Below are 21473 nucleotides of genomic sequence, written 5' to 3' on the forward strand. Positions count from 1 at the left end.
TCTACCTCAGTTTCAGGGTGGCAAGGCCGAACAGCACGAGAATCACGGTGATGATCCAGAAGCGGACGATCACCCGAGGCTCGGGCCAACCCTTGAGTTCAAAGTGGTGGTGGATCGGTGCCATGCGAAACACGCGCTTGCCGGTCAGCTTGAAGGAGGCCACCTGGATCACCACCGACAGGGTCTCCATCACGAACACGCCGCCCATGATGAACAGCACGATCTCCTGACGCACGATCACGGCAATGGTGCCCAACGCGGCACCCAGTGCCAGGGCGCCGACGTCACCCATGAACACCTGCGCCGGGTAGGTGTTGAACCACAGAAAGCCCAGGCCCGCGCCGATCAGCGCGCCGCAGAACACGATCAGCTCGCCGGCACCCGGCACGTAGGGGATCAGCAGGTATTCGGCGAACTTCACGTTGCCCGACAGGTAGCAGAAGATACCCAGCGCACCACCGACCATCACCGTCGGCATGATCGCCAGGCCGTCCAGGCCGTCGGTCAGGTTGACTGCGTTGCTCGAGCCCACGATGACGAAATAGGTCAGCACCACGAAGCCGATGCCCAGCGGGATGGTGACATCCTTGAGCATCGGCACGATCAGGGTGGTTTCCACGCTGGTGGGCGCGGTCATGTACAGGAAGATCGCCGCGCCCAGGCCGAACACCGATTGCCAGAAGTACTTCCAGCGGCTTGGCAGGCCACGCGAGTTCTTCTCGATCACCTTGCGGTAGTCGTCGACCCAGCCGATGGCGCCGAACAGCAGGGTGACGATCAGCACCACCCACACATAACGGTTGGTCAGGTCGGCCCACAGCAGCGTGCTCACGCCGATGGCGGACAGAATCAGCGCACCGCCCATGGTCGGGGTGCCGGACTTGGAGAGGTGCGATTGCGGGCCGTCATTGCGCACGGCTTGACCGATCTGGCGAATCTGCAGGGTACGAATCATCCAGGGGCCCAACCACAGGGCCAGCGACAACGCGGTCAGTACACCCAGAATCCCGCGCAGGGTCAGGTACTGAAAGACCGCGAAGCCTTTGTAGAACTGTTGCAGATACTCAGCCAGCAGCAGCAGCATTAATGTTTCTCCCCGCTGGAACCGCACAAGGCCGCCACGACGTTTTCCATCGCAGCGCTGCGCGAACCCTTGATCAAAATGGTGGTGTTGTTGGCCTGCTCGACGCGAACGGCGTCGATCAAGTCAGCTTGAGTGGCGAAATGATGGGCCCCGGTGCCAAATGCCTTGACCGCTTCGGCCATCATCGGGCCCACGGCATAAAGTGCTGCAACCTTGCCCCTGGCGTATGCGCCGACCTGCCGATGCCCTTCCTCGGCCCACTGGCCCAATTCGCCGATATCCCCGAGCACCAGGACGGTACGCCCGGAAAAGCCGGCGAGTATATCAACGGCAGCGCACATGGAGGTGGGGTTTGCGTTGTAACTGTCGTCGATCACGCGCACACCGGTGGGCGCCATGTGCACCACGGTGCGGCCCTTGACCGGCTGCACCGCGTCAAGACCCTCGACGATGCCTTCCAGTGTCACGCCGAAAGCCTGTGCGGCAGCCGCGGCGGCCAGGGCGTTGCTGACATTGTGAGTGCCCAGCAGGTTGAGCTGGACGCGGGCGTTGCCCAGCGGGCTGCGCAATTCGAAACCGGGGCAGCCGCGTTCGTCGTGACGAATGTCGGTGGCATGAAAATCTGCGTCGGCATTGGCCAGGGCGAAAGTGATCACAGGGTGATGGCCGGCGCGCTGTTTCCAGATGCCGAACGCCTTGTCATCCAGGTTCAATACCGCCACGCCATCCTGGCCCAGGCCTTCGAGGATCTCGCCCTTGGCTTCGACGATTTTCTCCGGCCCGCCGAACTCACCCACATGAGCAGTACCGGCGTTGTTGATGATCACCACCTGCGGCCGGGTCAGGCCGACGGTGTAGGCGATTTCGCCGATGCGCGAGGCGCCCAGCTCGATGACCGCGGCCGTATGGTGCGGGGCCAGCTCCAGCAGGGTAAGCGGTGCGCCGAAGTCGTTGTTGAGGTTGCCACGGGTGGCCAGTACCGGCCCGCGGGTGCGCAGGATGCTGGCCAGCATCTCCTTGACCGTGGTCTTGCCACTGGAGCCGGTGATTGCAGCAACCGGCTTGTCGAAGGCGGCGCGATTGAGCGCCCCCAACTGGCCCAGGCCCAGGCGGGTATCGGCAACCACCAGTTGCGGCAGGTTGCTGCCCGGCACTTCGTGCTGCACCAGCGCCGCGACGGCGCCCTTGGCTGCCACTTCGTCCAGGTAATCGTGACCGTCGAAACGCGGCCCGGCCAGGGCGACGAACAACTGGCCAGGGGTGATCGCGCGGCTGTCGATGCTGACGCCATCGAAGGTTGCATCCTGGCCATGCAGGCGGCCCTGCAGCGGCGCTACCAACTGGCTGAGGGACATTGACTCAAGCATTCGGGGCCTCCCAGGCTGCCAGGGCTCTTTCGGCCTCGACCAGGTCGGAGAAGTCATGGCGCTCGCCGTTGATCTCCTGGTAATCCTCGTGCCCCTTGCCCGCCAGCACGATGACGTCGTCGGCAGCGGCGGTGGCAATCAGGTGCGCAATCGCCGGGCCACGGCCGGCGATGAACTCGACGCTTTCACCCCGGGCGAAGCCTGGGCGGATATCGTCGAAAATCTGCTGGGGCGCCTCGCTGCGCGGGTTGTCGTCGGTGACCAGCACGCGGTCGGCCAGGCGCTCGGCCACTTCGGCCATCAGCGGGCGCTTGCCGCGATCGCGGTCGCCGCCGCAGCCGAACAGGCACAGCAGCTTGCCTTGCGCATGGGGACGCAGGGCTTCGAGGACCTTTTCCAGGGCATCGGGGGTGTGGGCGTAATCGACCACCACCAACGGCTTGCTGCCACCGCCCAGGCGCTGCATGCGCCCTACGGGGCCTTCGAGCTGCGGCGTGACCTTGAGAATTTCGTCCAGCGGATGATCCATCGCCATCAGCGTGCCGACCGCGGCCAGCATGTTGCTGAGGTTGAAGCGCCCGAGCAGGCGACTGCGCAGCATATGCTCGCCCTGTGCCGTCACCAGCACCGCACGCACGCCATCGTCGTCGAACTTCGCTTCGCGGCAGTACAGCGAGGCGGCAGGGTCGACGAGGCTGTAGCTGATCAGACGCGAATCACCCTTCTGCGCCGCCAGCTCACGCCCGAAGGCATCGTCCAGATTGACCACCCGCGAACGCAGGTCGGGCCAGGCGAACAGGCGCGCCTTGGCGGCCTGGTAGGCCTCCATGCTGCCGTGGTAGTCCAGGTGATCGCGTGACAGGTTGGTCATTACCACGATGTCGAAGGCCAGTGCCGCTACCCGGCCCTGTTCCAGCGCATGGGAGGACACTTCCATGGCCACGGCCTTGGCGCCAGCCTTCTTCAGGTCGCCCAGGGTCGACTGCACGGCAATCGGATCTGGCGTGGTCAGCCGGCCACTTTGCAGCTGGCCATAGAAGCCGGTACCCAGGGTGCCGATCAGGCCGCAGTGCTGGCCCAGCAGGTCGAGCGCCTGGGCCACCAGCTGGGTGACGCTGGTCTTGCCGTTGGTGCCGGTCACGCCGATCAGCTCGAGCTGGCGGCTCGGCTCGCCATAGAAGCGCCCCGCGATATCCGACAGCTGGGCAATCAGGCCCTTGACCGGAATCATCGGCACATCGGTGATCGGCAGCACGGTGGTGTTCTGCACTTCATAGGCCACGGCTGCCGCGCCGCGCTTGAGCGCATCGGCAATATGCTCGCGGCCGTCGACACGCGCACCCGGCACCGCCAGGAACAAGTCCCCGGCGCGGACCTTGCGGCTGTCCAGGGTCAGTTCACGGATCAACGGGTCGTTGTTGCCGCTCAGGGCAAACAGCTTACTCAATGGCATCGACATCAACCGCGCCCTCCCTTGGCGGGCGCAGCACCGGCCTGCTGCTGTGGAGTAGGAGCCGGCAGGTTGTCTGGCGGCACGTTCATCAGTCGCAGGGTGCCGGACATGACCTTGCTGAATACCGGCGCCGATACCAGGCCGCCGAAGTAGCCACCCTTGCTCGGCTCGTCGATCACCACCACGATGGCATAGCGCGGATCGCTCATCGGGCCGAAGCCGGTGAACAGCGAGCGGTAGGCGTTCTCGGTGTAGCCCTTGGAACCGACGGTGGCCTTACGGGCCGTACCCGACTTGCCGCCCACGTGATAGGAAGGCACCTGCGCACGGAACACGCCACGTGGCGCTTCGATGACCTGCTGCAGCATGCCCTGGATGGTCTTGGCGGTATCCTCGGGCACCACCTGGGTGGCTTCCGGGGTCTTGTCCACCTTGAGAATGCTCAGCGGTACCATCTTGCCGTTGTTGGCCAGCGCGGCGTAGGCATGCACCAGCTGCAACGCGGTCACCGACAGGCCGTAGCCGTACGACAGGGTCGCGGTCTCGGCCTTGCGCCACTCGCGGTGGTTGGGCAGGTTGCCGACACGCTCGCCTGGGAAGCCCAGGCCGGTGTACTGGCCCAGGCCCAGTTGCGACATCACGCGGTAGATGGATTCGCCACCGATATCGAAGGCGATCTTGCTCATGCCCACGTTACTGGAGTTGATCAGGATGCCGGTCAGGTCGAGGATCGGGCCTTCGCTCCTGGACACGTCACGAATGGTGTAGCGGCCCAGCTGCAGGGTGCCCGGATAGACCTCGACCTTGTCGGTCGGCTTCCAGCGCCCACTTTGCAGGGCGGCGCTCATGGAGAAAGGCTTGACCGTGGAGCCCGGCTCGAACACGTCGATGATGGCGCGGTTGCGCATCGCCGCCGGGAACATGCTGCGGCGGTTGTTGGGGTTGTAGGTGGGCTGGTTGACCATGGCCAGCACTTCGCCGGTCTTCACATCCATGATCACCAGGCTACCGGCCTTGGCTTCCTGTTCGGCAATCGCGTTACGCAGTTCGCGGGTGGCCAGGTACTGCAGACGCAGGTCGATGGACAACGCCAAGGTCTTGCCGGCCTTGGCGTTCTTGGTGACCTGTACGTCCTTGATCAGCCGGCCGCGCCGGTCCTTGATCACCTGCCGCTTGCCGGGCACCCCGGCCAGCCACTCGTCGTAGGCGAGCTCCACCCCCTCGCGACCGTGATCGTCGAGGTCGGTGAACCCGACCATGTGCGCAGCGACATCGCCGGCGGGATAGAAGCGGCGGAACTCTTCAATGCCGTACACGCCGGGCACCTTGAGGTCGAGCACCACCTGGCCCTGCTCCGGGGTAAGGCCGCAGACCAGGTAGATGAATTCCTTGTTGGCCTGCTGTTCGAGGCGCTCGGCCAGTTGCTGCGGGTTCTGCTTGAGCGCGGCGGCAAGCGCCGGCCAGCGGTCCTTGGCAGCCTGCATTTCCTTGGGGTTGGCCCACAGGGTGGTGACCGGCGTACTCACGGCCAGCGGCTCGCCGTTGCGGTCGGTGATCAGCCCGCGGTGCGCAGGAATCGGAATGTGACGCAGGCTGCGGGCATCGCCCTGCCCCTTGAGGAAGTCGCGGTCGACCACCTGCAGGTCGACGATACGCCAGGCAATGGCCCCCACCATGATCACCAGCAGGCCGACCACAACGCGGAACCGCCACGGGTAGAGTGCGCCTTCAAGTTTCATCATGGCGCCACCATCCGTACTTCGTCAGCGGCGGGAATGCGCATGTGCAGCTGTTCGCTGGCCAGGTTCTCGATGCGGCTGTGGGCGGTCCAGGTGCTCTGCTCCAGAATCAACCGGCCCCACTCGGCCTGCGCCTTGTCGCGTTCGTTGAGCTCGCCGTACAGGGTATTGAGCAACTGGCGGTTCCAGTGCGCACTGTAGGACACCGCCACCGACGAAACGAGCACGCCAATGAACAGCAGCAGCATCAGGAAGCTGCCGCCTGGCAAAGGCTTGGCAAAAAGCCTGCTCAACGCAGCTTCTCCGCCACACGCATGACCGCGCTACGCGAGCGCGGGTTGGCCTTGAGCTCGGCCTCGGAGGCGAACTGCGCCTTGCCATAGACCTTGATCTTGGGCTCGAAGGGCTTGTGTTGTACCGGCAGGTTGCGCGGCAGGTTGTCGGCCTCTCCCTTGGCCAGCTTGCGCATGAACAGCTTGACGATGCGGTCTTCCAGCGAATGGAAGCTGATGACCACCAGACGGCCACCGATCTCGAGCGTGTCGAGGGCAGCCTCGAGCCCGGCTTCGAGGTCGCCCAGCTCGTTGTTGACGTGAATGCGCAGCCCCTGGAAAGCACGGGTGGCGGGGTTCTTGCCCTTTTCCCACGCGGGGTTGGCGACCTTGAGCACTTCGGCGAGGTCGGCGGTACGGGTAAAGGGTTGCTGCTCGCGACGGGCGACCACCGCGTTGGCCATGCGCTTGGCGAAACGCTCTTCGCCGTACTCCTTGAACACGCGGGCGATTTCTTCGGCCGGCGCGGTGGCGATGAACTCGGCGGCGCTGACGCCACGACTCGGGTCCATGCGCATGTCCAGCGGGCCGTCGTTCATGAAACTGAAGCCGCGCTCGGGGTCATCGAGCTGCGGCGAAGACACGCCCAGGTCGAGCAGGATGCCATTGACCTTGCCGGACAGGCCCCGCTCGGCGACTTCGGCGCCCAGCTCGGCGAAACTGCGCTGCACAATGACAAAGCGGCCGTCTTCGGCCGCCAGCGCTTGCCCGGTGGCAATCGCTTGTGGGTCCTTGTCGAACCCCAGCAGCCGACCCTGCGGCCCCAGGTGCTGGAGAATCAGCCGACTGTGCCCGCCACGCCCGAAGGTGCCATCCAGATAGCAGCCATCGGCGCGTACGGCGAGAGCCTCGACGGCTTCGTCAAGCAGTACGGTGATGTGTTTGAAGCCACTATCTATAGTCACAGGATCAGATCACGCAGTTCATCAGGCATCGCGCCCGGTTGTTGAATGGCCACCAGGTCAGCTGCAGCAACAGCGTTCCAGGCGTCCTCGTCCCACAGTTGGAATTTGTTCAGTTGCCCCACCAGCATCGCCCGCTTGTCCAGCTTGGCGTACTCGCGCAGACGCGGTGGCACCAGGAAACGCCCACTGCCGTCGAGCTCCAGATCCACCGCATTGCCGATCAGCAGACGCTGCAGGCGACGGTTCTCTTCGCGTAACGACGGCAAGGCACGCAGCTTGGCTTCGATCAGTTCCCACTCATCCAGCGGATACACGCACAAGCAGGGATCAACCGCGTCGATCGTCACGATCAACTGCCCGGAACTGCGCGAATCGAGCTCGTCACGGTACCGGCTCGGCATTGCGAGACGGCCTTTTGCGTCGAGGTTGATTGCGTTGGCTCCGCGAAACACGGCTGCACTTCCCTAAATGTTAGCTTTTTTGTGTCTGAAAACCCACTTCATGCCACTTTCCGCCACTTGCGCACACTATAGGAATCCGCCCACCACACCGTCAAGGCGCGCTTATAAGGAAAACCCTTACAGATCGGCGATTTAGAGCAACAAGGCGATACAAAGAGGAGAAACGAGAGGGGTTTTGACGGGGAAAGGCAAATTCACTCAAACGGATAGAGTGCAAAGTTAAAGTGATTTATGAAGAGTAAGATTTTTTTGGTATTACCAGAACACATCTGCTATCGAATCAAGCAGGAAGGGAAAAGGTGGAGAGTCGATCTGTAAGCCGGGTTCTGTCGAGGACAGTCATTCCTCTACGACGGCCATCACTGGACGCCTTTAGCAACCTACCCGGTTCCAACGCGGGCCGCGCCATATGGAACCCTATTTGGTCTTGCTCCGAGTGGGGTTTACCTAGCCACGGACTGTTGCCAGCCGTGCGGTGCGCTCTTACCGCACCTTTTCACCCTTACCGGCACCGAAGTGCTTAGGCGGTTATTTTCTGTGGCACTTTCCGTAGGCTCACGCCCCCCAGGCATTACCTGGCACTCCGCCCTATGGAGCCCGGACTTTCCTCCCCCCTCTTTTGCGGAACAAAAGAAGGCAGCGACTGTCCAATCGACTCTCCGCCGCAAAGGTTAACGGCAGCGGGGCCCGAGAACAAGCGATAAAACAAATAATATCACTATGACATTAGTGGTCTTTCTGTTTTTCCAACGCTATTTGATACAAAACATTCTTCCGCACCCCGGTAATTTCAGCCGCCAGGGCTGCCGCACGCTTGAGCGGCATCTCTGCCAGCAGAAGATCAAGCACGCGCATCACTTCGCTGCTCACGGCCTCTTCGTTGTCCGGGGCGGTCCAGCCCGCCACCAGCACCACGCACTCCCCACGCTGCTGATTTCTGTCGTTTTCGACAAACGCGCGCAGCTCGGCCAGGGGCAGCCCCTTCAGGGTCTCGAAGGTCTTGGTCAGCTCACGAGCCAGCAACGCCGGCCGTTCGCCGCCAAACACCGCCTCCATGTCCTGCAGACACTCCAGAATGCGGTGCGGCGCCTCATAGAAAATCAGCGTACGGGGTTCTTCCTTGACCTGGCTCAGGCGCGCGCGGCGACCTACCGCCTTGGCCGGCAGAAAACCCTCGAAGATGAACCGGTCGGACGGCAGGCCCGCCGCCGACAACGCCGCGATCAGTGCGCAGGCGCCCGGTACCGGCACCACATCGATGCCCGCCGCTCGCGCCTGGCGCACCAGATGGTAGCCCGGGTCAGAGATCAGCGGCGTACCGGCATCGGAGATCAACGCCACATCGTCGCCGGCCAGCAGGCGCGTGATGAAGCGGCTGCCCTCGTCGCGCTCGTTGTGCTCGTGACAGGCGGCCAGCGGCGTGTTGATGCCGAAGTGCTGCAGCAGGCGGACCGAGTGGCGCGTGTCCTCGGCCGCGATCAGCGCCGCCTCGCGCAGCACCTTCAAGGCCCGGGCGCTCATGTCATCCAGGTTGCCAATGGGCGTAGCCACCACGAAAAGCTTGCCGGCAGTGGAATTGGAAGCACCTGGAGCATCGGTCACAGCACACACCTGTAAATAGAGAACAAAGCGCCATTGTAGCCCGTAAGGCGGCAACAATGCGTTACCCACAGCGGCGGCACGCCTGCGCAGGGCGACCTATATTGAAGGATTAACGCCAGCAAGATCGCGCCCCGGCCAGCGCTTGGGTACAATTGCAGGTTAATTTGATCGAGTAACAGGATTTTTACATGATCGCTTGCCTGCGGCTGCTCTCAGCCCTCTGCCTCGCTGCCCTGCTGGCAGCCTGCGCCAGTTCGCCCTCGTCCAGCCTGGGTGAGCTGCCGCGCACTCCGGATGCCAGCATCGAGCAACTGCTCGACCAGGCCGCCACCAGCAAGACACCTGAAAAGGCTGCACTGCTGCGCCTGAGCGCCGCTGACCTGGCCTACCACCAGAAAGACTTCGCACGGGCCTCGCGGATCCTCGAGCAGGTGCCGCTAGATACCCTCAAGCCGGCCCAGCAAGTGTTCGCCAGCACCCTTGGCGCCGAGCTGGCGATGAGCCGCAACCAGCCCAAGGCCGCCCTCACCGCCCTGAGCCACCCGAGCCTGGCCCGGTTGGACGAACTGCCGCCCGAGCTTCAGGTGCGCACCCGCAGCGTGCACGCCGCCGCCCTGGAAGCCGATGGCCAGACCCTGGCTGCCGCGCAACAGCGCGTCGCCATGGCTCCCCTGCTCAGCGGCGCCGCCGCCAGTGCCAACCACGAGGCCATCTGGAACCTGGTTGCCGCCCTGCCCACCGAACAACTGCAAGGCACCGGCACCGACGTGATGGCCGGCTGGACCAGCCTGGCCCTGGCCGTCAAGAGCGCCGGCACCCTCGAACAGCAGCAGGCCGCCATCGAAAGCTGGCGCAACCAGCACGCCGGCCACCCTGCCGCCGTGCAACTGCCACAGCCCCTGCTCAAACTCAAGGAACTGGCCAGCCAGCCGCTGACCAAGATCGCCCTGCTGCTGCCCCAGGAAGGCCCGCTGGCAGGTGTCGCCCGCGCCCTGCGCGACGGCTTCATGGCGGCGCACTTCCAGGCCCAGCAGGCCGGCCAGAAGCCGCCTTCGGTCGAAGTCTTCGACAGCTCGCGCCTGACCTCGCTCGATGACTTCTACCGCAAGGCCCAGGCCAGCGGCGTCCAGCTGGTGGTAGGCCCGCTCGAGAAGAACCTGGTCAAGCAGTTGAGCGCCTACCCGCAACTGCCGATCACCACCCTGGCACTGAACTACAGCGACGCCGGCCAGACCGGCCCGGCGCAACTGTTCCAGTTCGGCCTGGCCGCCGAAGACGAAGCCCGCGAAGTCTCGCGCCGCGCCCAGGCCGACGGCATGCGTCGTGCCGTGGCCCTGGTGCCGAGCGGCGAATGGGGCGATCGCGTACTCAAGGCCTTCCGCCAGGACTGGGAAGCCAAGGGCGGCACCCTGATTGCCGCTGCCCACGTGTCGCAGCCGGTAGCCCTGGCCCAGCAGATCGCCGACCTGTTCCAGCTGCGCCAGAGCGAAGGCCGCGCCAAGAGCCTGCAGAGCACCGTGGGCGGCAGTGTCTCGGCACAGCCATCGCGTCGCCAGGACATCGATTTCATCTTCCTGGCCGCAACCCCGACCCAGGCCCAGCAGATCAAGCCGACACTGAACTTCCAGTACGCCGGTGACGTACCGGTGTACGCCACCTCCAACGTGTACAGCGCCAGCGGCAACGTCAACGAGTACAACGACATGAACGGCATTCGCTTCTGCGAAACGCCGTGGCTGCTCGACACCGGCAACAGCCTGCGCCAGCAGGTGGTACGCCAGTGGCCGCAAGCGGCTGGCAGCATCGGCCGCCTGTACGCGATGGGTGCCGATGCCTACAGCCTCGCGCCGCGCCTGGGCCAGCTCAAGGCACTGCCGGACAACCGTATCGAAGGCCTGTCCGGCAGCCTGAGCATGAACGCCAACCAACGCATCGAACGCCAGTTGCCATGGGCCGAGTTCACCGGCGGTCAGGTCAAGCGCCTGCCGGACACCCCGCGCTGATGCCCGACGGTTCTCGCCAGGCCGCAGGTATCGTGGCCGAACTGCAGGCCCTGCATTACCTTCAGGCGCAGGGCCTGCAGTTGCTGGCGCAGAACTGGCGATGCAAACGCGGCGAGCTTGATCTGGTCATGCTTGACGGCGATACAGTAGTATTCGTCGAAGTCCGCTACCGGCTGCACGCGGGCTTTGGCGGAGCACTGGCCAGCGTCGATACCCGCAAACAGCAAAAACTGGTGCTAGCGGCCCAGTATTTTCTGCAGCAGGAGGCGCGCTGGGCCAACCAGCCCTGTCGTTTCGACGTGATTGCCCTGCAGGGCCGCGGCCACTCGGGCACACCGCTCGACTGGCTGAAGAACGCTTTCGACAGTTGAACCCGCCCCGCTTGATGCATCCGTTACCCACTCAACTTTTTTGCTCTTTGTTTCGCGGGCTGCACAGTCATGTGCCGCAGGGTCTTCAAGACGTTGCGACACGCCCGACCAGCCGCCCCACTTAAGGTCACACAGATGGACATGCAATCCCGAATTCGCCAGCTATTCCAGGCCAGCATCAACACCAAGCAACAGGCGATGGAAGTCCTTGCACCACACATCGAGCAAGCCAGTCAGGTGATGGTCAACGCGCTGCTCAACGAGGGCAAGATGCTCGCCTGCGGCAACGGCGGCTCGGCGGGCGATGCCCAGCACTTCTCGTCCGAACTGCTCAACCGCTTCGAGCGCGAGCGCCCGAGCCTGCCGGCCATCGCGCTGACCACCGACAGCTCGACCATTACCTCGATCGCCAACGACTACAGCTACAACGAGATCTTCTCCAAGCAGATCCGCGCCCTGGGCCAACCGGGCGACGTGCTGCTGGCGATTTCCACCAGCGGCAACTCGGCGAACATCATTCAGGCGATCCAGGCCGCACATGATCGCGAAATGATTGTCGTAGCTCTGACCGGACGCGATGGCGGCGGCATGGCCTCGCTGCTGCTGCCCGAAGATGTGGAGATTCGCGTACCGGCCACCGTCACCGCACGCATCCAGGAAGTCCACCTGCTGGCGATCCACTGCCTTTGCGACTTGATCGACAGCCAATTGTTCGGGAGTGAAGAATGACCCCTAATCGCCTTGGCCTGATGGCCCTGACCCTGTGCCTGAGCATCACCGGCTGCAGTTCGGTGATTACTGCCAGCCGCGAAAACCCGATCGAGGACGATCGCGGCACCCGCACATTCGGCAGCAAGATCGACGACTCGCTGATCGAAACCAAGGTAGCGGTAAACGTGGCCAAGGCCAGCCCGGACCTGGACAAGAACTCGCACATCGTCGTCACCAGCTTCAACGGCATCGTGCTGCTGGCCGGGCAGACCCCGCGCGCCGACCTCAAGAGCCTGGCCGAGCAGACCGCCGGTCAGGTGCAGCGGGTCAAGAAGGTGCACAACGAACTTCAGGTGCTGCCGCCCTCCTCGCTGCTGGCACGCAACAATGACGCCTGGCTGACCACCAAGATCAAGGCCCAGATGCTGACCGACAGCAACATCCCCGGCTCGCGCATCAAGGTGGTGACCGAGAACGGCATCGTCTACCTGCTGGGCCTGCTGACCCAGCAGGAAGCCAATCAGGCCACCAACCTGGTGCAAGGCGTGTCGGGTGTGCAGAAGATCGTCAAGCTGTTCGAATACATCGACTGACCGCGGCTTCACACCCTTCGCCGGCCTCGCCGGTGAAGGGCGTGAAGCCGCCGGCGCACCGCAACCCCCACCGACACCCCACAGGAATACCCATGAAGAACGGCCTGTTCGCCACCCTGCTGATCGCTACCTTCGCCACCCTGGCCGGCTGCTCCACCCCAAGCCTGATCACCCTCAATGACGGCCGTGAGTTCCAGGCGGTCGACGCGCCGAAACTCGAACGCAGCTCCGGCTTCTACGAGTTCCAGCAGCTCGACGGCAAACGCACCCGTGTGAACAAGGATCAGGTGCGCACCATCACCGACCTGTAAGCACACAGGCCCAAAAAAAGGCGACCCCGCAAGGTCGCCTTTTTTCATTTCACCACTTTCAGGCTCGGCCGCCCACTTGGCCGCGGCGGCTGCCCGCCACTCGGCGGGCCGTCATCATCCGGCTCGACGCCCTCGTCCTCGAGGTCGTCATCCTCCATCAGTGGCGGCTCGAGTTCGAACACCATGCCCTGGCCATTCTCACGGGCATAGATACCCAGGATGGCGCCGGCAGGCACGTACAGCGTGTGGGCAACCCCACCGAAACGCCCCTCGAAGCTCACGGCTTCGTTATCCATGTGCAAGTGACGCACAGCATTGGGCGACACGTTCAAAACGATCTGGCCATCGCTGGCGAAGCCCTGAGGCACCTGCACCGCAGGGTACTCGGCATTGACCAGCATGTGCGGCGTGCAATCGTTGTCCACGATCCACTCATACAAGGCTCGCACCAGATACGGACGACTGGAGTTCATCAACGGCTCCTTAAAACCTAACGCATATCGCGTTCAGCGGCGGACAGGCTGGCCTTGAAGGCTTCCCGCGCAAACTGACGCTCCATGTAATCGAGCAGCGGCTTGGCTGGCCGCGGCAGTTCGATACCCAATACCGGCAAACGCCACAGTATGGGCAATAGACAACAATCCACCAGGCTTTGCTCCTCACTCAGGAAACAAGGCTTGTCGGCGAACAACGGCGAAACGCCGGTAAGGCTCTCGCGCAGCTCCTTGCGCGCCTGCACGCGGGCAGGCTCCTTGCTGCGCGGGTCGAGAATCAGGTCCACCAGCGAACACCAGTCACGCTGGATACGGTGGATCAGCAGGCGGCTGTTGGCACGCGCCACCGGGTAGACCGGCAACAGCGGCGGGTGCGGGTAGCGCTCGTCGAGGTATTCCATCACCACGGTCGACTCATACAACGCCAGGTCACGATCAACCAGGGTCGGTACGCTGCCATACGGGTTGGCTTCCAGCAGCTTGGGCGGCTGGCGCCCGGCTTCGACACTGATGATCTCGACGCCGACACCTTTCTCGGCGAGAACGATGCGCACCCGATGAGAATAATGATCAGCGGGGTCGGAGTAGCAGGCTAACCGATTGGTCACGCCCATGGGGGTCCTCCTCGCGTGTTGAACTTATGAAATTACAAATGCAAACGCGCCCTGGGGGCCCTCCATACTGCAGAGGGACCCCAGGGCGCGCGTTAAACTAACAGATTTTACCCTGTGATCAGTGCACGTCCTTCCAGTATTCGCGCTTGAGCAGGTAGGCGAACACGAAGAAGAAGGCCAGGTACAGCAGCACGTAGGTGCCGATGCGCTGGCTCTGCAGCTTGACCGGGTTGGCCGAGTAGGCCAGGAAGGTCACCAGGTTCTTGACCTTCTCGTCGAACTGCTCGTCGGTCAGGGTACCGGATTTCGGCACGATGGTCAGCTGATCGCACGCTTCGTGGGTCAGCGGGGCACCGGTGAGCGGGTCAAACTGCTTCTTGCCCTCGACCACGGTCTGGATCTGCTTGCAACCGACCACCTGACGCCCCTGCAGGCCCACCAGCACGTTTGGCATGCCAACGTTGGGGAAGACCTTGTTGTTCACACCCCAAGGGCGTGACGGGTCCTCGTAGAAGGCCCGCAGGTAGCTGTACAGCCAATCGGTGCCGCGCACCCGCGCCACCAGGGTCAGGTCGGGCGGCGCCGCACCGAACCAGGCCTTGGCGTCGGCCGGCTGCATGCCGATGTTCATGTGGTCGCCGATCTTGGCGCCGGTGAACACCAGCTTCTCGAGCATCAGCTCGTGCGGGATGCCCAGGTCATCGGCGACACGCTCGTAACGCTGGAACTTGGCGCTGTGGCAACCCATGCAATAGTTGGCAAAGGTCCGTGCGCCGTCCTGCATGGCGGCCTTGTCGGTCAGGTCGATGTCGACCTTGTCCAGTTCCACGCCGTGTTCGGCGGCGAAGGTCAGCGAAGGCATCACTGCCAGGAGCAATACTGCAAATAGCTTTTTCATCAGCCAGTCACCCTTTCCGGAACCGGTTTGGTCTTCTCGAGCCTGGTGTAGAACGGCATCAGAATGAAGTAGGCGAAATACAGGAAGGTACATACCTGCGACAGCAAGGTGCGGCCCGGGGTTGGCGCCAGCACGCCGAGCACGCCCAGGATCACGAAGGAGATGCAGAACACCCACAGCCAGGCCTTGCTCATCCAGCCCTTGTAGCGCATCGACTTGACCGGGCTACGGTCCAGCCATGGCAACACGAACAGCACCGCGATCGCAGCACCCATGGCGATCACGCCCAGCAGCTTGTCGGGTACCGCACGCAGGATCGCGTAGAACGGCGTGAAGTACCACACAGGGGCGATGTGCTCCGGGGTCTTGAACGCGTTGGCCTGTTCGAAGTTGGGTTTCTCCAGGAAGTAGCCGCCCATTTCCGGGAAGAAGAACACGATCATGCAGAAGACGAACAGGAACACCACCACGCCGACGATATCCTTGACGGTGTAGTACGGGTGGAACGGGATGCCGTCCAGCGGAATGCCGTTCTCGTCCTTTTTCTTCTTGATGTCCACGCCATCCGGGTTGTTCGAACCCACTTCGTGCAGCGCCAGGATGTGCAGCACCACCAGGCCGAGAATCACGATCGGCAGGGCCACCACGTGCAGGGCGAAGAAGCGGTTCAGGGTAATGCCGGAGATCAGGTAGTCGCCACGGATCCACTGGGTCAGGTCGCCGCCGATGACCGGGATGGCGCCGAACAGCGAGATGATCACCTGGGCACCCCAGTACGACATCTGGCCCCAGGGCAGCAGGTAGCCCATGAAGGCCTCTGCCATCAGCGCCAGGTAGATCAGCATGCCGAACAGCCATACCAGCTCGCGTGGCTTCTGGTACGAGCCGTAGAGCAGGCCACGGAACATGTGCAGGTAGACCACGATGAAGAACGCCGACGCACCCGTGGAGTGCAGGTAGCGCAGGATCCAGCCGTATTCGACGTCACGCATGATGTATTCGACCGAGGCGAACGCCTCTTCGGCCGAAGGGGTGAAGCTCATGGTCAGCCACACGCCGGTCACGATCTGGTTGACCAGGACCAGCAGGGCCAGGGAGCCGAAGAAATAGAAGAAGTTGAAGTTCTTCGGTGCGTAGTACTTGCTCAGGTGATCTTCCCACATCTTGGTGGCGGGGAAGCGGGCGTCAACCCAGTCCATGAACTTACTCATCACGCGTTCTCCTGATCGACGCCGACGACGATGATGTCATCCGACTCGTACGAGTGCGGTGGCACTGGCAGATTGAGCGGCGCTGGCTGGGACTTGTAGACGCGGCCGGCGAGGTCGTAGTGGGAGCCGTGGCATGGGCAGAAATAGCCACCCACCCACTTGGGACCCAGGTCGACAGGCGCCACTTCGGGACGGAAGGTCGGCGAGCAGCCCAGGTGGGTGCACAGGCCGACGAGCACGAGGATTTCCGGCTTGATCGAGCGGTTCGACGGGTCGACGTAGGCCGGCTGCTCCGACGCCTTGGACTCGGGGTCGGAGAGCTCACCGGTGATCTTCTTCAGGTTGCCCAGGATCTCCTCGGTGCGGCGGACGATGAACACGGGTTGGCCGCGCCATTCAGCAATCATCTGCTGGCCGGGCTCCACCTTGGCGATGTTGACCTTGACCGGTGCACCGGCAGCTTTCGCCTTGGCACTGGGAAACCATGACCCTACGAACGGGACCGCAGCCCCCACCGCTCCTGCAGCACCCACCACGGACGTGGCTGCTACCAGGAAGCGACGCCGGCCTGCATTGACGCCGTCATTGCTCATTCAGTCCTCTCCCATCAGCTTTGTGGCCTGTTGCAACAGGCATCTACTAAGTAAATTTCGAACTGCTAAAAATAAATTTCGAACTGCTAAAAATTTGCCGCATGGTAATGAAAAGACCCATCGAAGACAAGGTTATTACCCGGCATAAAGGCTGTATCCCTTATAGCACTTGACCTGCGTCTATGCGGCAAGTTGTCACACAGGGTCGGCAGCCCCTTTTATTCAAGACATAAAAAAAGCCCGGTTCCACCAGGAACCGGGCTTTTTTTGAACGCCGAAGCGAATTAACGCTTGGAGTACTGAGGACGCTTACGTGCTTTACGCAGACCCACTTTCTTACGCTCGACTTCACGAGCGTCACGGGTAACGAAGCCAGCTTTGCGCAGAGCGCCACGCAGGGTTTCGTCGTAGTCCATCAGTGCACGGGTGATACCGTGACGGATAGCGCCCGCTTGACCGCTGACACCACCACCGATGACGGTGACGTAGATGTCGAACTTCTCGGTGGTTTCGGTGAGTTCCAGCGGCTGGCGAACTACCATGCGCGCGGTTTCACGACCGAAGAAGGTCTCGAGGGAGCGGTTGTTGATGGAGATGCTGCCAGTACCCGGACGCAGGAAAACGCGTGCGGTTGCAGTCTTGCGACGGCCAGTGCCGTAATTTTGAGTCGCCGACATAATGAACTATTCCGTTAAATCTTCAGTTCTTGGGGCTGCTGAGCAGTATGAGGGTGTACAGCGCCCGCATAGACTTTCAGCTTACGGTACATGTCGCGACCCAGCGGGTTTTTAGGCAGCATGCCCTTTACCGCGGTCTCGATCACGCGCTCAGGCGCTTTGGCGATCAACTTCTCGAAGTTGATTTCCTTGATGCCGCCCGGGAAACCGGAGTGGGAGTAGTACATTTTGTCCGAAGTCTTGGCACCAGTAACACGTACCTGCTCGGCATTGATCACGACGATGTAGTCGCCGGTGTCAACGTGAGGGGTGTATTCTGGCTTGTGCTTGCCACGCAGACGGCTCGCGATCTCAGTGGCCAGACGACCCAGGGTCTTGCCAGCAGCGTCAACGACGAACCAGTCGCGTTTTACTGTTTCCGGTTTAGCAGTAAAAGTTTTCATTCTTTATAGCCTCAGGGGCCGTCCCGCAATTTTAAGACGGCAGATCTTACTGAATAGTGCGTACTTTGACAAGGTCAAAGGCAGCCGGATACGGACGCTATCGGGGGCTCGGGTCAGCACGTCCAATACTCGGCAAGATTCTTCGGCGGCGGGGCATCACTTCCACTGCTGAGAGAGGTGCAGAATTATCCAGATTGCAGAAAAAATATCAACCTGCTTTTATGCTTCTTTTGCCGTGGAGATCGTCATGGAGTATCGCCAGCTGGGTCGCACCGACCTCAACGTGAGTGCATTGTGCCTGGGCAGCATGACCTGGGGCGAGCAGAACGACCAGGCCGAGGGCTTCGCCCAGATCGAACGGGCCAAGGCGGCCGGGATCAATTTCATCGATACCGCGGAGATGTACCCGGTGCCACCGCGCCCGGAAACCTACTCGGCCACCGAGCAGATCATCGGCAACTGGTTCAGCCAGCGCGGCGATCGCGCCGACTGGATCCTGGCCAGCAAGGTGGCCGGCCCCGGCAACGGCATCAGCCACATTCGCGACGGCCAGCTCAAGCACAACCGCCAGCACATCGTGGCGGCCCTGGACGCCAGCCTCAAGCGCCTGCAGACCGACTGGATCGACCTGTACCAGCTGCACTGGCCCGAGCGCAGCACCAACTTCTTCGGCAAGCTGGGCTACCAGCACCTGCCCCAGGACCACTTCACGCCGCTGGAAGAAACCCTCGAAGTGCTCGACGAGCAGGTCAAGGCAGGCAAGATCCGCCACATCGGCCTGTCCAACGAAACCCCGTGGGGCACCATGAAGTTCCTGCAACTGGCCGAAAGCCGCGGCTGGCCCCGTGCGGTCTCGATCCAGAACCCGTACAACCTGCTCAACCGCAGCTTCGAAGTGGGCCTGGCGGAAATCGCCATCCGCGAGCAGTGCGGCCTGCTGGCCTACTCGCCGCTGGCCTTCGGCATGCTGTCGGGCAAGTACGAGAACGGCGCGCGCCCGGAAAACGGCCGCCTGACCCTGTTCAACCGCTTCTCGCGCTATTCCAACCCGCAGACCGTCGCCGCGTGCAGCCGTTATGTGGCCCTGGCCCGCGAGCACGGCCTGGACCCGGCGCAGATGGCCCTGGCCTTCGTGACCCAGCAGCCGTTCGTGACCAGCAACATCATCGGCGCCACCTCGCTGGCGCAACTGGACAGCAACCTGGCAAGCGCCAGCCTGAAGCTCGGTGACGAGCTGCTGGCCGCCATCGATGCGATCCACCAGGACCAGCCCAACCCCGCCCCGTAAAGCGCTGCAACGGTTCCCGCAGCCCGCTGCGGGAACCGAGGGTAGACACAATCGCCAAAAAATAAGACGATCCAGCCGGTGATTGACCACTCTACCCTATAAGAATAACGACAATGATGTTTACCCAACCTACCGCATCGCTGCGGCGCGTCAGCATCCTGGCCATCGACAAGGTATTCGCATCGACCCTGATGCAGGCCAAGGATTTCTTCCACCTGGCCAGCCTGCGCTATGGCAAGCAACTGGGCCTGGGCCTGCAACCGATGTTCGAAACCCGCCTCGTGAGCCCCGACGGGCTGCCCGTGCAGAGCTTCAGCGGCGTGCAGCTACCGGTGGACAGCGGCCTCGAGCAGGCCGACGTGATCATCCTGCCGGCGTTCTGGGACGACTTCGATGCCCTGTGCCAGCGCTACCCCCAGGTACTGCCCTGGCTGCGCGAGCAGCATGCCCGAGGCGCGGTGCTGTGCGGCGAGGCCAGCGGCGTGTTCTGGCTGGCCGAGGCCGGCCTGCTCGATGGCAAGGAGGCCACCACCTACTGGCGCTTCTTCGGCCAGTTCGCCGAACGCTTCCCGAAGGTGTCGCTGAACCAGGACAAGCACCTCACCGATGCCGACAACCTCTATTGCGCCGGCGGCGCCACCTCGGCCTGCGACCTGTACATCTACCTGATCGAGCGCTTCTGCGGGGCCAACGTGGCCCAGGCCGTGGCCCGCGACATCCTCTACGAGGTGCAACGCAACTACACCCCGGGGCGTATGGGCTTTGGCGGACAGAAGCTGCACCAGGACCTGATCATCCTGCAGATCCAGCAGTGGCTGGAGGAACACTTCGCCGACAAGTTCCGTTTCGAGGACGTGGCACGCAACCATGGCATGAGCATCCGCAACTTCATGCGCAGGTTCCAGAGTGCGACGGGGGACAAGCCGCTGCATTATCTGCAACGGCTGCGGATCGAGACGGCGAAGGGCTTGCTGTCGGGGACGCGCAAGAGCATCAAGACCATCAGCTACGAGGTGGGCTATGACGACGCCAGCTTTTTTGCGCGATTGTTCAGACAGCACACGGAGCTGTCGCCTAACCAGTATCGGCAGCAATTCATGCAGGAGGCCTGAGGGCCTATCGCGGGTCACGCCCGCCCCCACAGGTTCGCTGCAAACCTCTGTGGGAACGGGCGTGAGCCGCGACAGCAGTGACGCGATTTAAGGCTTGTGTGCCCGCGACAGGAACTCGTGGGACTGCATCTCCAGCAGGCGGCTCAGGGTACGCTGGAACTCGAAGCTCAGGCGCCCGCCGGTGTACAGGTCCTTGAGCTCCACTTCAGCCGAGATGATCAGCTTGACGTTGCGGTCGTAGAACTCGTCGACCATGTTGATGAAGCGACGCGCCAGATCGTCGGTGGCCACGCCCATCTGCTCCACGCCGCTGAGCAGCACCGCATGGAAGATCTTGCCCAGTTCGATGTAGTCGTTCTGGCTGCGCGGGCCGTCGCACAGTTCGCGGAAGTCGAACCAGGCCACGTCGTCGCAGGTACGCAGCGCACGGATCTCGCGGTTCTCGATCATCAGCACGTCGTTTTCCACCGCCTGGGTGCATTCCGGCGTCAATGCGCGAAAGCTCTTGCGCAGGCTCTCGTGGGCCGCTTCATTCAGCGGGAAGTGGAACAGCTCGGCCTGCTCCAGGTGACGCAGGCGATAGTCCACGCCGCTGTCGACGTTGACGATGTCGGTGTTCTGCTTGATCAGGGCAATTGCCGGCAGGAAGCGCGCACGCTGCAGGCCGTCCTTGTACAGGCCGTCCGGCACGATGTTGGAGGTGGCCACCAGGGTCACGCCGTTCTTGAACAGCTCCTCCATCAGGGTGCCAAGGATCATCGCGTCGGTGATATCGGACACGAAGAACTCGTCGAAGCAGATCACCCGCGCCTCGTCGGAGAACCGCTTGGCAATGATGGTCAGCGGGTTCTTCTCGCCCTTGAGGGTCTTCATTTCCTCGTGCACGCGCTTCATGAAGCGGTGGAAGTGCGTACGCACCTTCTGCGGGAAAGGCAGCGCCTCATAGAACGTATCGACCAGGTAGGTCTTGCCGCGCCCTACCCCACCCCAGAAATACAGGCCCTTGACGGGCGCCTGCTCTTTCCTGCCGAACAGCTTGCCGAACACACCCGGCTTGCTGTTGTGCGCCGCGACCAGGTCGTCGTACAGGCGCTGCAAGTGACGCACCGCTGTTTCCTGCGCCGCGTCATGGAAGAATTCGGGACGTTTCAGATCTGCTTGATATCGTTCTAGGGGCGTCATAATTCGTTAGCAAGGCAACAAAAGCGGGC

The 21473-nt window shown here is 62.7% G+C and carries 23 protein-coding genes and 1 other RNA gene; 7 read left to right on the forward strand and 17 right to left on the reverse strand.

Annotated elements, in window-relative coordinates; all coding sequences use genetic code 11:
* Position 1: 1 nt before the first annotated feature.
* The 9 genes from mraY to rsmI all read right to left on the reverse strand — a co-directional run bounded on the left by mraY (position 2) and on the right by rsmI (position 8943).
* Complete coding sequence (mraY, locus tag NP552_RS13140) at positions 2-1084, reverse strand: phospho-N-acetylmuramoyl-pentapeptide-transferase (protein ID WP_043862064.1); 1083 nt, start codon at positions 1082-1084, stop codon at positions 2-4.
* Entirely contained in the window at positions 1084-2451 is a 1368-nt protein-coding gene (locus tag NP552_RS13145; RefSeq protein WP_210014200.1) for a UDP-N-acetylmuramoyl-tripeptide--D-alanyl-D-alanine ligase, read from the reverse strand. The genes mraY and NP552_RS13145 overlap by 1 nt, the downstream gene beginning before the upstream one ends.
* On the reverse strand, positions 2444-3910 hold the full coding sequence (locus NP552_RS13150; RefSeq protein ID WP_043862062.1) for a UDP-N-acetylmuramoyl-L-alanyl-D-glutamate--2,6-diaminopimelate ligase: 1467 nt from the start codon (positions 3908-3910) through the stop codon (positions 2444-2446). Before NP552_RS13150 ends, NP552_RS13145 begins: the two co-directional genes overlap by 8 nt.
* The gene (locus NP552_RS13155) at positions 3910-5643 is read right to left on the reverse strand and encodes a peptidoglycan D,D-transpeptidase FtsI family protein (RefSeq protein ID WP_274096836.1); all 1734 of its coding nucleotides are present in this window, start codon (positions 5641-5643) and stop codon (positions 3910-3912) included. The genes NP552_RS13150 and NP552_RS13155 overlap by 1 nt, the downstream gene beginning before the upstream one ends.
* Entirely contained in the window at positions 5643-5936 is a 294-nt protein-coding gene (gene ftsL, locus NP552_RS13160) for a cell division protein FtsL (RefSeq protein WP_043862060.1), read from the reverse strand. Before ftsL ends, NP552_RS13155 begins: the two co-directional genes overlap by 1 nt.
* On the reverse strand, positions 5933-6880 hold the full coding sequence (gene rsmH, locus NP552_RS13165; RefSeq protein WP_443201035.1) for a 16S rRNA (cytosine(1402)-N(4))-methyltransferase RsmH: 948 nt from the start codon (positions 6878-6880) through the stop codon (positions 5933-5935). Before rsmH ends, ftsL begins: the two co-directional genes overlap by 4 nt.
* Complete coding sequence (mraZ, locus tag NP552_RS13170; protein ID WP_043862058.1) at positions 6877-7332, reverse strand: division/cell wall cluster transcriptional repressor MraZ; 456 nt, start codon at positions 7330-7332, stop codon at positions 6877-6879. The genes rsmH and mraZ overlap by 4 nt, the downstream gene beginning before the upstream one ends.
* Positions 7333-7640: 308 nt before the next feature.
* Positions 7641-8000: RNase P RNA component class A (rnpB, locus tag NP552_RS13175), an RNA gene on the reverse strand.
* A gap of 67 nt (positions 8001-8067) precedes the next feature.
* Positions 8068-8943 carry a 16S rRNA (cytidine(1402)-2'-O)-methyltransferase gene (rsmI, locus tag NP552_RS13180; RefSeq protein ID WP_274096802.1) on the reverse strand — a complete coding sequence of 292 codons (876 nt, stop codon included), beginning with the start codon at positions 8941-8943 and terminating at the stop codon, positions 8068-8070.
* Positions 8944-9131: 188 nt separating this feature from the next.
* Between rsmI and NP552_RS13185 the strand changes: the two genes are divergently transcribed.
* The 5 genes from NP552_RS13185 (at position 9132) to NP552_RS13205 (ending at position 12932) form a co-directional block, all read left to right on the forward strand.
* A complete protein-coding gene (locus tag NP552_RS13185; RefSeq protein ID WP_058540875.1) occupies positions 9132-10946 on the forward strand; it encodes a penicillin-binding protein activator in 1815 nt (604 codons plus the stop codon).
* Entirely contained in the window at positions 10946-11317 is a 372-nt protein-coding gene (locus NP552_RS13190) for a YraN family protein (RefSeq protein WP_274096803.1), read from the forward strand. Before NP552_RS13185 ends, NP552_RS13190 begins: the two co-directional genes overlap by 1 nt.
* A 135-nt stretch (positions 11318-11452) precedes the next feature.
* Positions 11453-12046 (forward strand): phosphoheptose isomerase, encoded by a 594-nt coding sequence (locus tag NP552_RS13195; RefSeq protein WP_043862054.1) that lies wholly within the window; start codon positions 11453-11455, stop codon positions 12044-12046.
* Positions 12043-12621, forward strand: a complete 579-nt coding sequence (locus tag NP552_RS13200) for a BON domain-containing protein (RefSeq protein ID WP_043862053.1) — start codon at positions 12043-12045, stop codon at positions 12619-12621. The genes NP552_RS13195 and NP552_RS13200 overlap by 4 nt, the downstream gene beginning before the upstream one ends.
* Positions 12622-12713: 92 nt before the next feature.
* Positions 12714-12932, forward strand: a complete 219-nt coding sequence (locus tag NP552_RS13205; RefSeq protein WP_043862052.1) for a YgdI/YgdR family lipoprotein — start codon at positions 12714-12716, stop codon at positions 12930-12932.
* 44 nt (positions 12933-12976) lie between these two features.
* On the opposite strand, the gene NP552_RS13210 is transcribed toward NP552_RS13205, so the two are convergent.
* From NP552_RS13210 to rplM, 7 genes are all read right to left on the reverse strand, one after another.
* Positions 12977-13405 carry a ClpXP protease specificity-enhancing factor gene (locus NP552_RS13210; RefSeq protein WP_043862051.1) on the reverse strand — a complete coding sequence of 143 codons (429 nt, stop codon included), beginning with the start codon at positions 13403-13405 and terminating at the stop codon, positions 12977-12979.
* A 17-nt stretch (positions 13406-13422) separates the two neighbouring features.
* Positions 13423-14040, reverse strand: a complete 618-nt coding sequence (locus tag NP552_RS13215; protein ID WP_043862050.1) for a glutathione S-transferase N-terminal domain-containing protein — start codon at positions 14038-14040, stop codon at positions 13423-13425.
* A gap of 118 nt (positions 14041-14158) precedes the next feature.
* Positions 14159-14938 (reverse strand): cytochrome c1, encoded by a 780-nt coding sequence (locus tag NP552_RS13220; RefSeq protein ID WP_043862049.1) that lies wholly within the window; start codon positions 14936-14938, stop codon positions 14159-14161.
* Positions 14938-16149: a cytochrome b gene (locus NP552_RS13225; RefSeq protein WP_043862048.1), complete on the reverse strand. Its 1212-nt coding sequence runs from the start codon at positions 16147-16149 to the stop codon at positions 14938-14940. Before NP552_RS13225 ends, NP552_RS13220 begins: the two co-directional genes overlap by 1 nt.
* Positions 16149-16742, reverse strand: coding sequence for a ubiquinol-cytochrome c reductase iron-sulfur subunit (gene petA / locus NP552_RS13230; RefSeq protein ID WP_043862047.1), 594 nt, complete (start codon positions 16740-16742; stop codon positions 16149-16151). Before petA ends, NP552_RS13225 begins: the two co-directional genes overlap by 1 nt.
* 284 nt (positions 16743-17026) lie before the next feature.
* Positions 17027-17419, reverse strand: coding sequence for a 30S ribosomal protein S9 (gene rpsI / locus NP552_RS13235; protein WP_043862046.1), 393 nt, complete (start codon positions 17417-17419; stop codon positions 17027-17029).
* Between the two features lie 14 nt (positions 17420-17433).
* Complete coding sequence (gene rplM / locus NP552_RS13240; RefSeq protein ID WP_043862045.1) at positions 17434-17862, reverse strand: 50S ribosomal protein L13; 429 nt, start codon at positions 17860-17862, stop codon at positions 17434-17436.
* A 247-nt stretch (positions 17863-18109) separates the two neighbouring features.
* Here rplM and NP552_RS13245 point away from each other — a divergent pair, with 247 nt between their 5' ends.
* Positions 18110-19150 carry an NADP(H)-dependent aldo-keto reductase gene (locus NP552_RS13245; protein ID WP_043862044.1) on the forward strand — a complete coding sequence of 347 codons (1041 nt, stop codon included), beginning with the start codon at positions 18110-18112 and terminating at the stop codon, positions 19148-19150.
* A gap of 215 nt (positions 19151-19365) precedes the next feature.
* Entirely contained in the window at positions 19366-20262 is an 897-nt protein-coding gene (locus tag NP552_RS13250; RefSeq protein ID WP_167400212.1) for a GlxA family transcriptional regulator, read from the forward strand.
* A gap of 87 nt (positions 20263-20349) precedes the next feature.
* Here the strand turns inward: NP552_RS13250 and zapE are convergent, their stop codons facing one another.
* Positions 20350-21444, reverse strand: coding sequence for a cell division protein ZapE (gene zapE, locus NP552_RS13255; RefSeq protein ID WP_043862043.1), 1095 nt, complete (start codon positions 21442-21444; stop codon positions 20350-20352).
* Positions 21445-21473 lie beyond the last annotated feature (29 nt).

This window comes from Pseudomonas sp. 8209, assembly GCF_028682105.1.
Lineage (GTDB): Bacteria > Pseudomonadota > Gammaproteobacteria > Pseudomonadales > Pseudomonadaceae > Aquipseudomonas > Aquipseudomonas palmensis.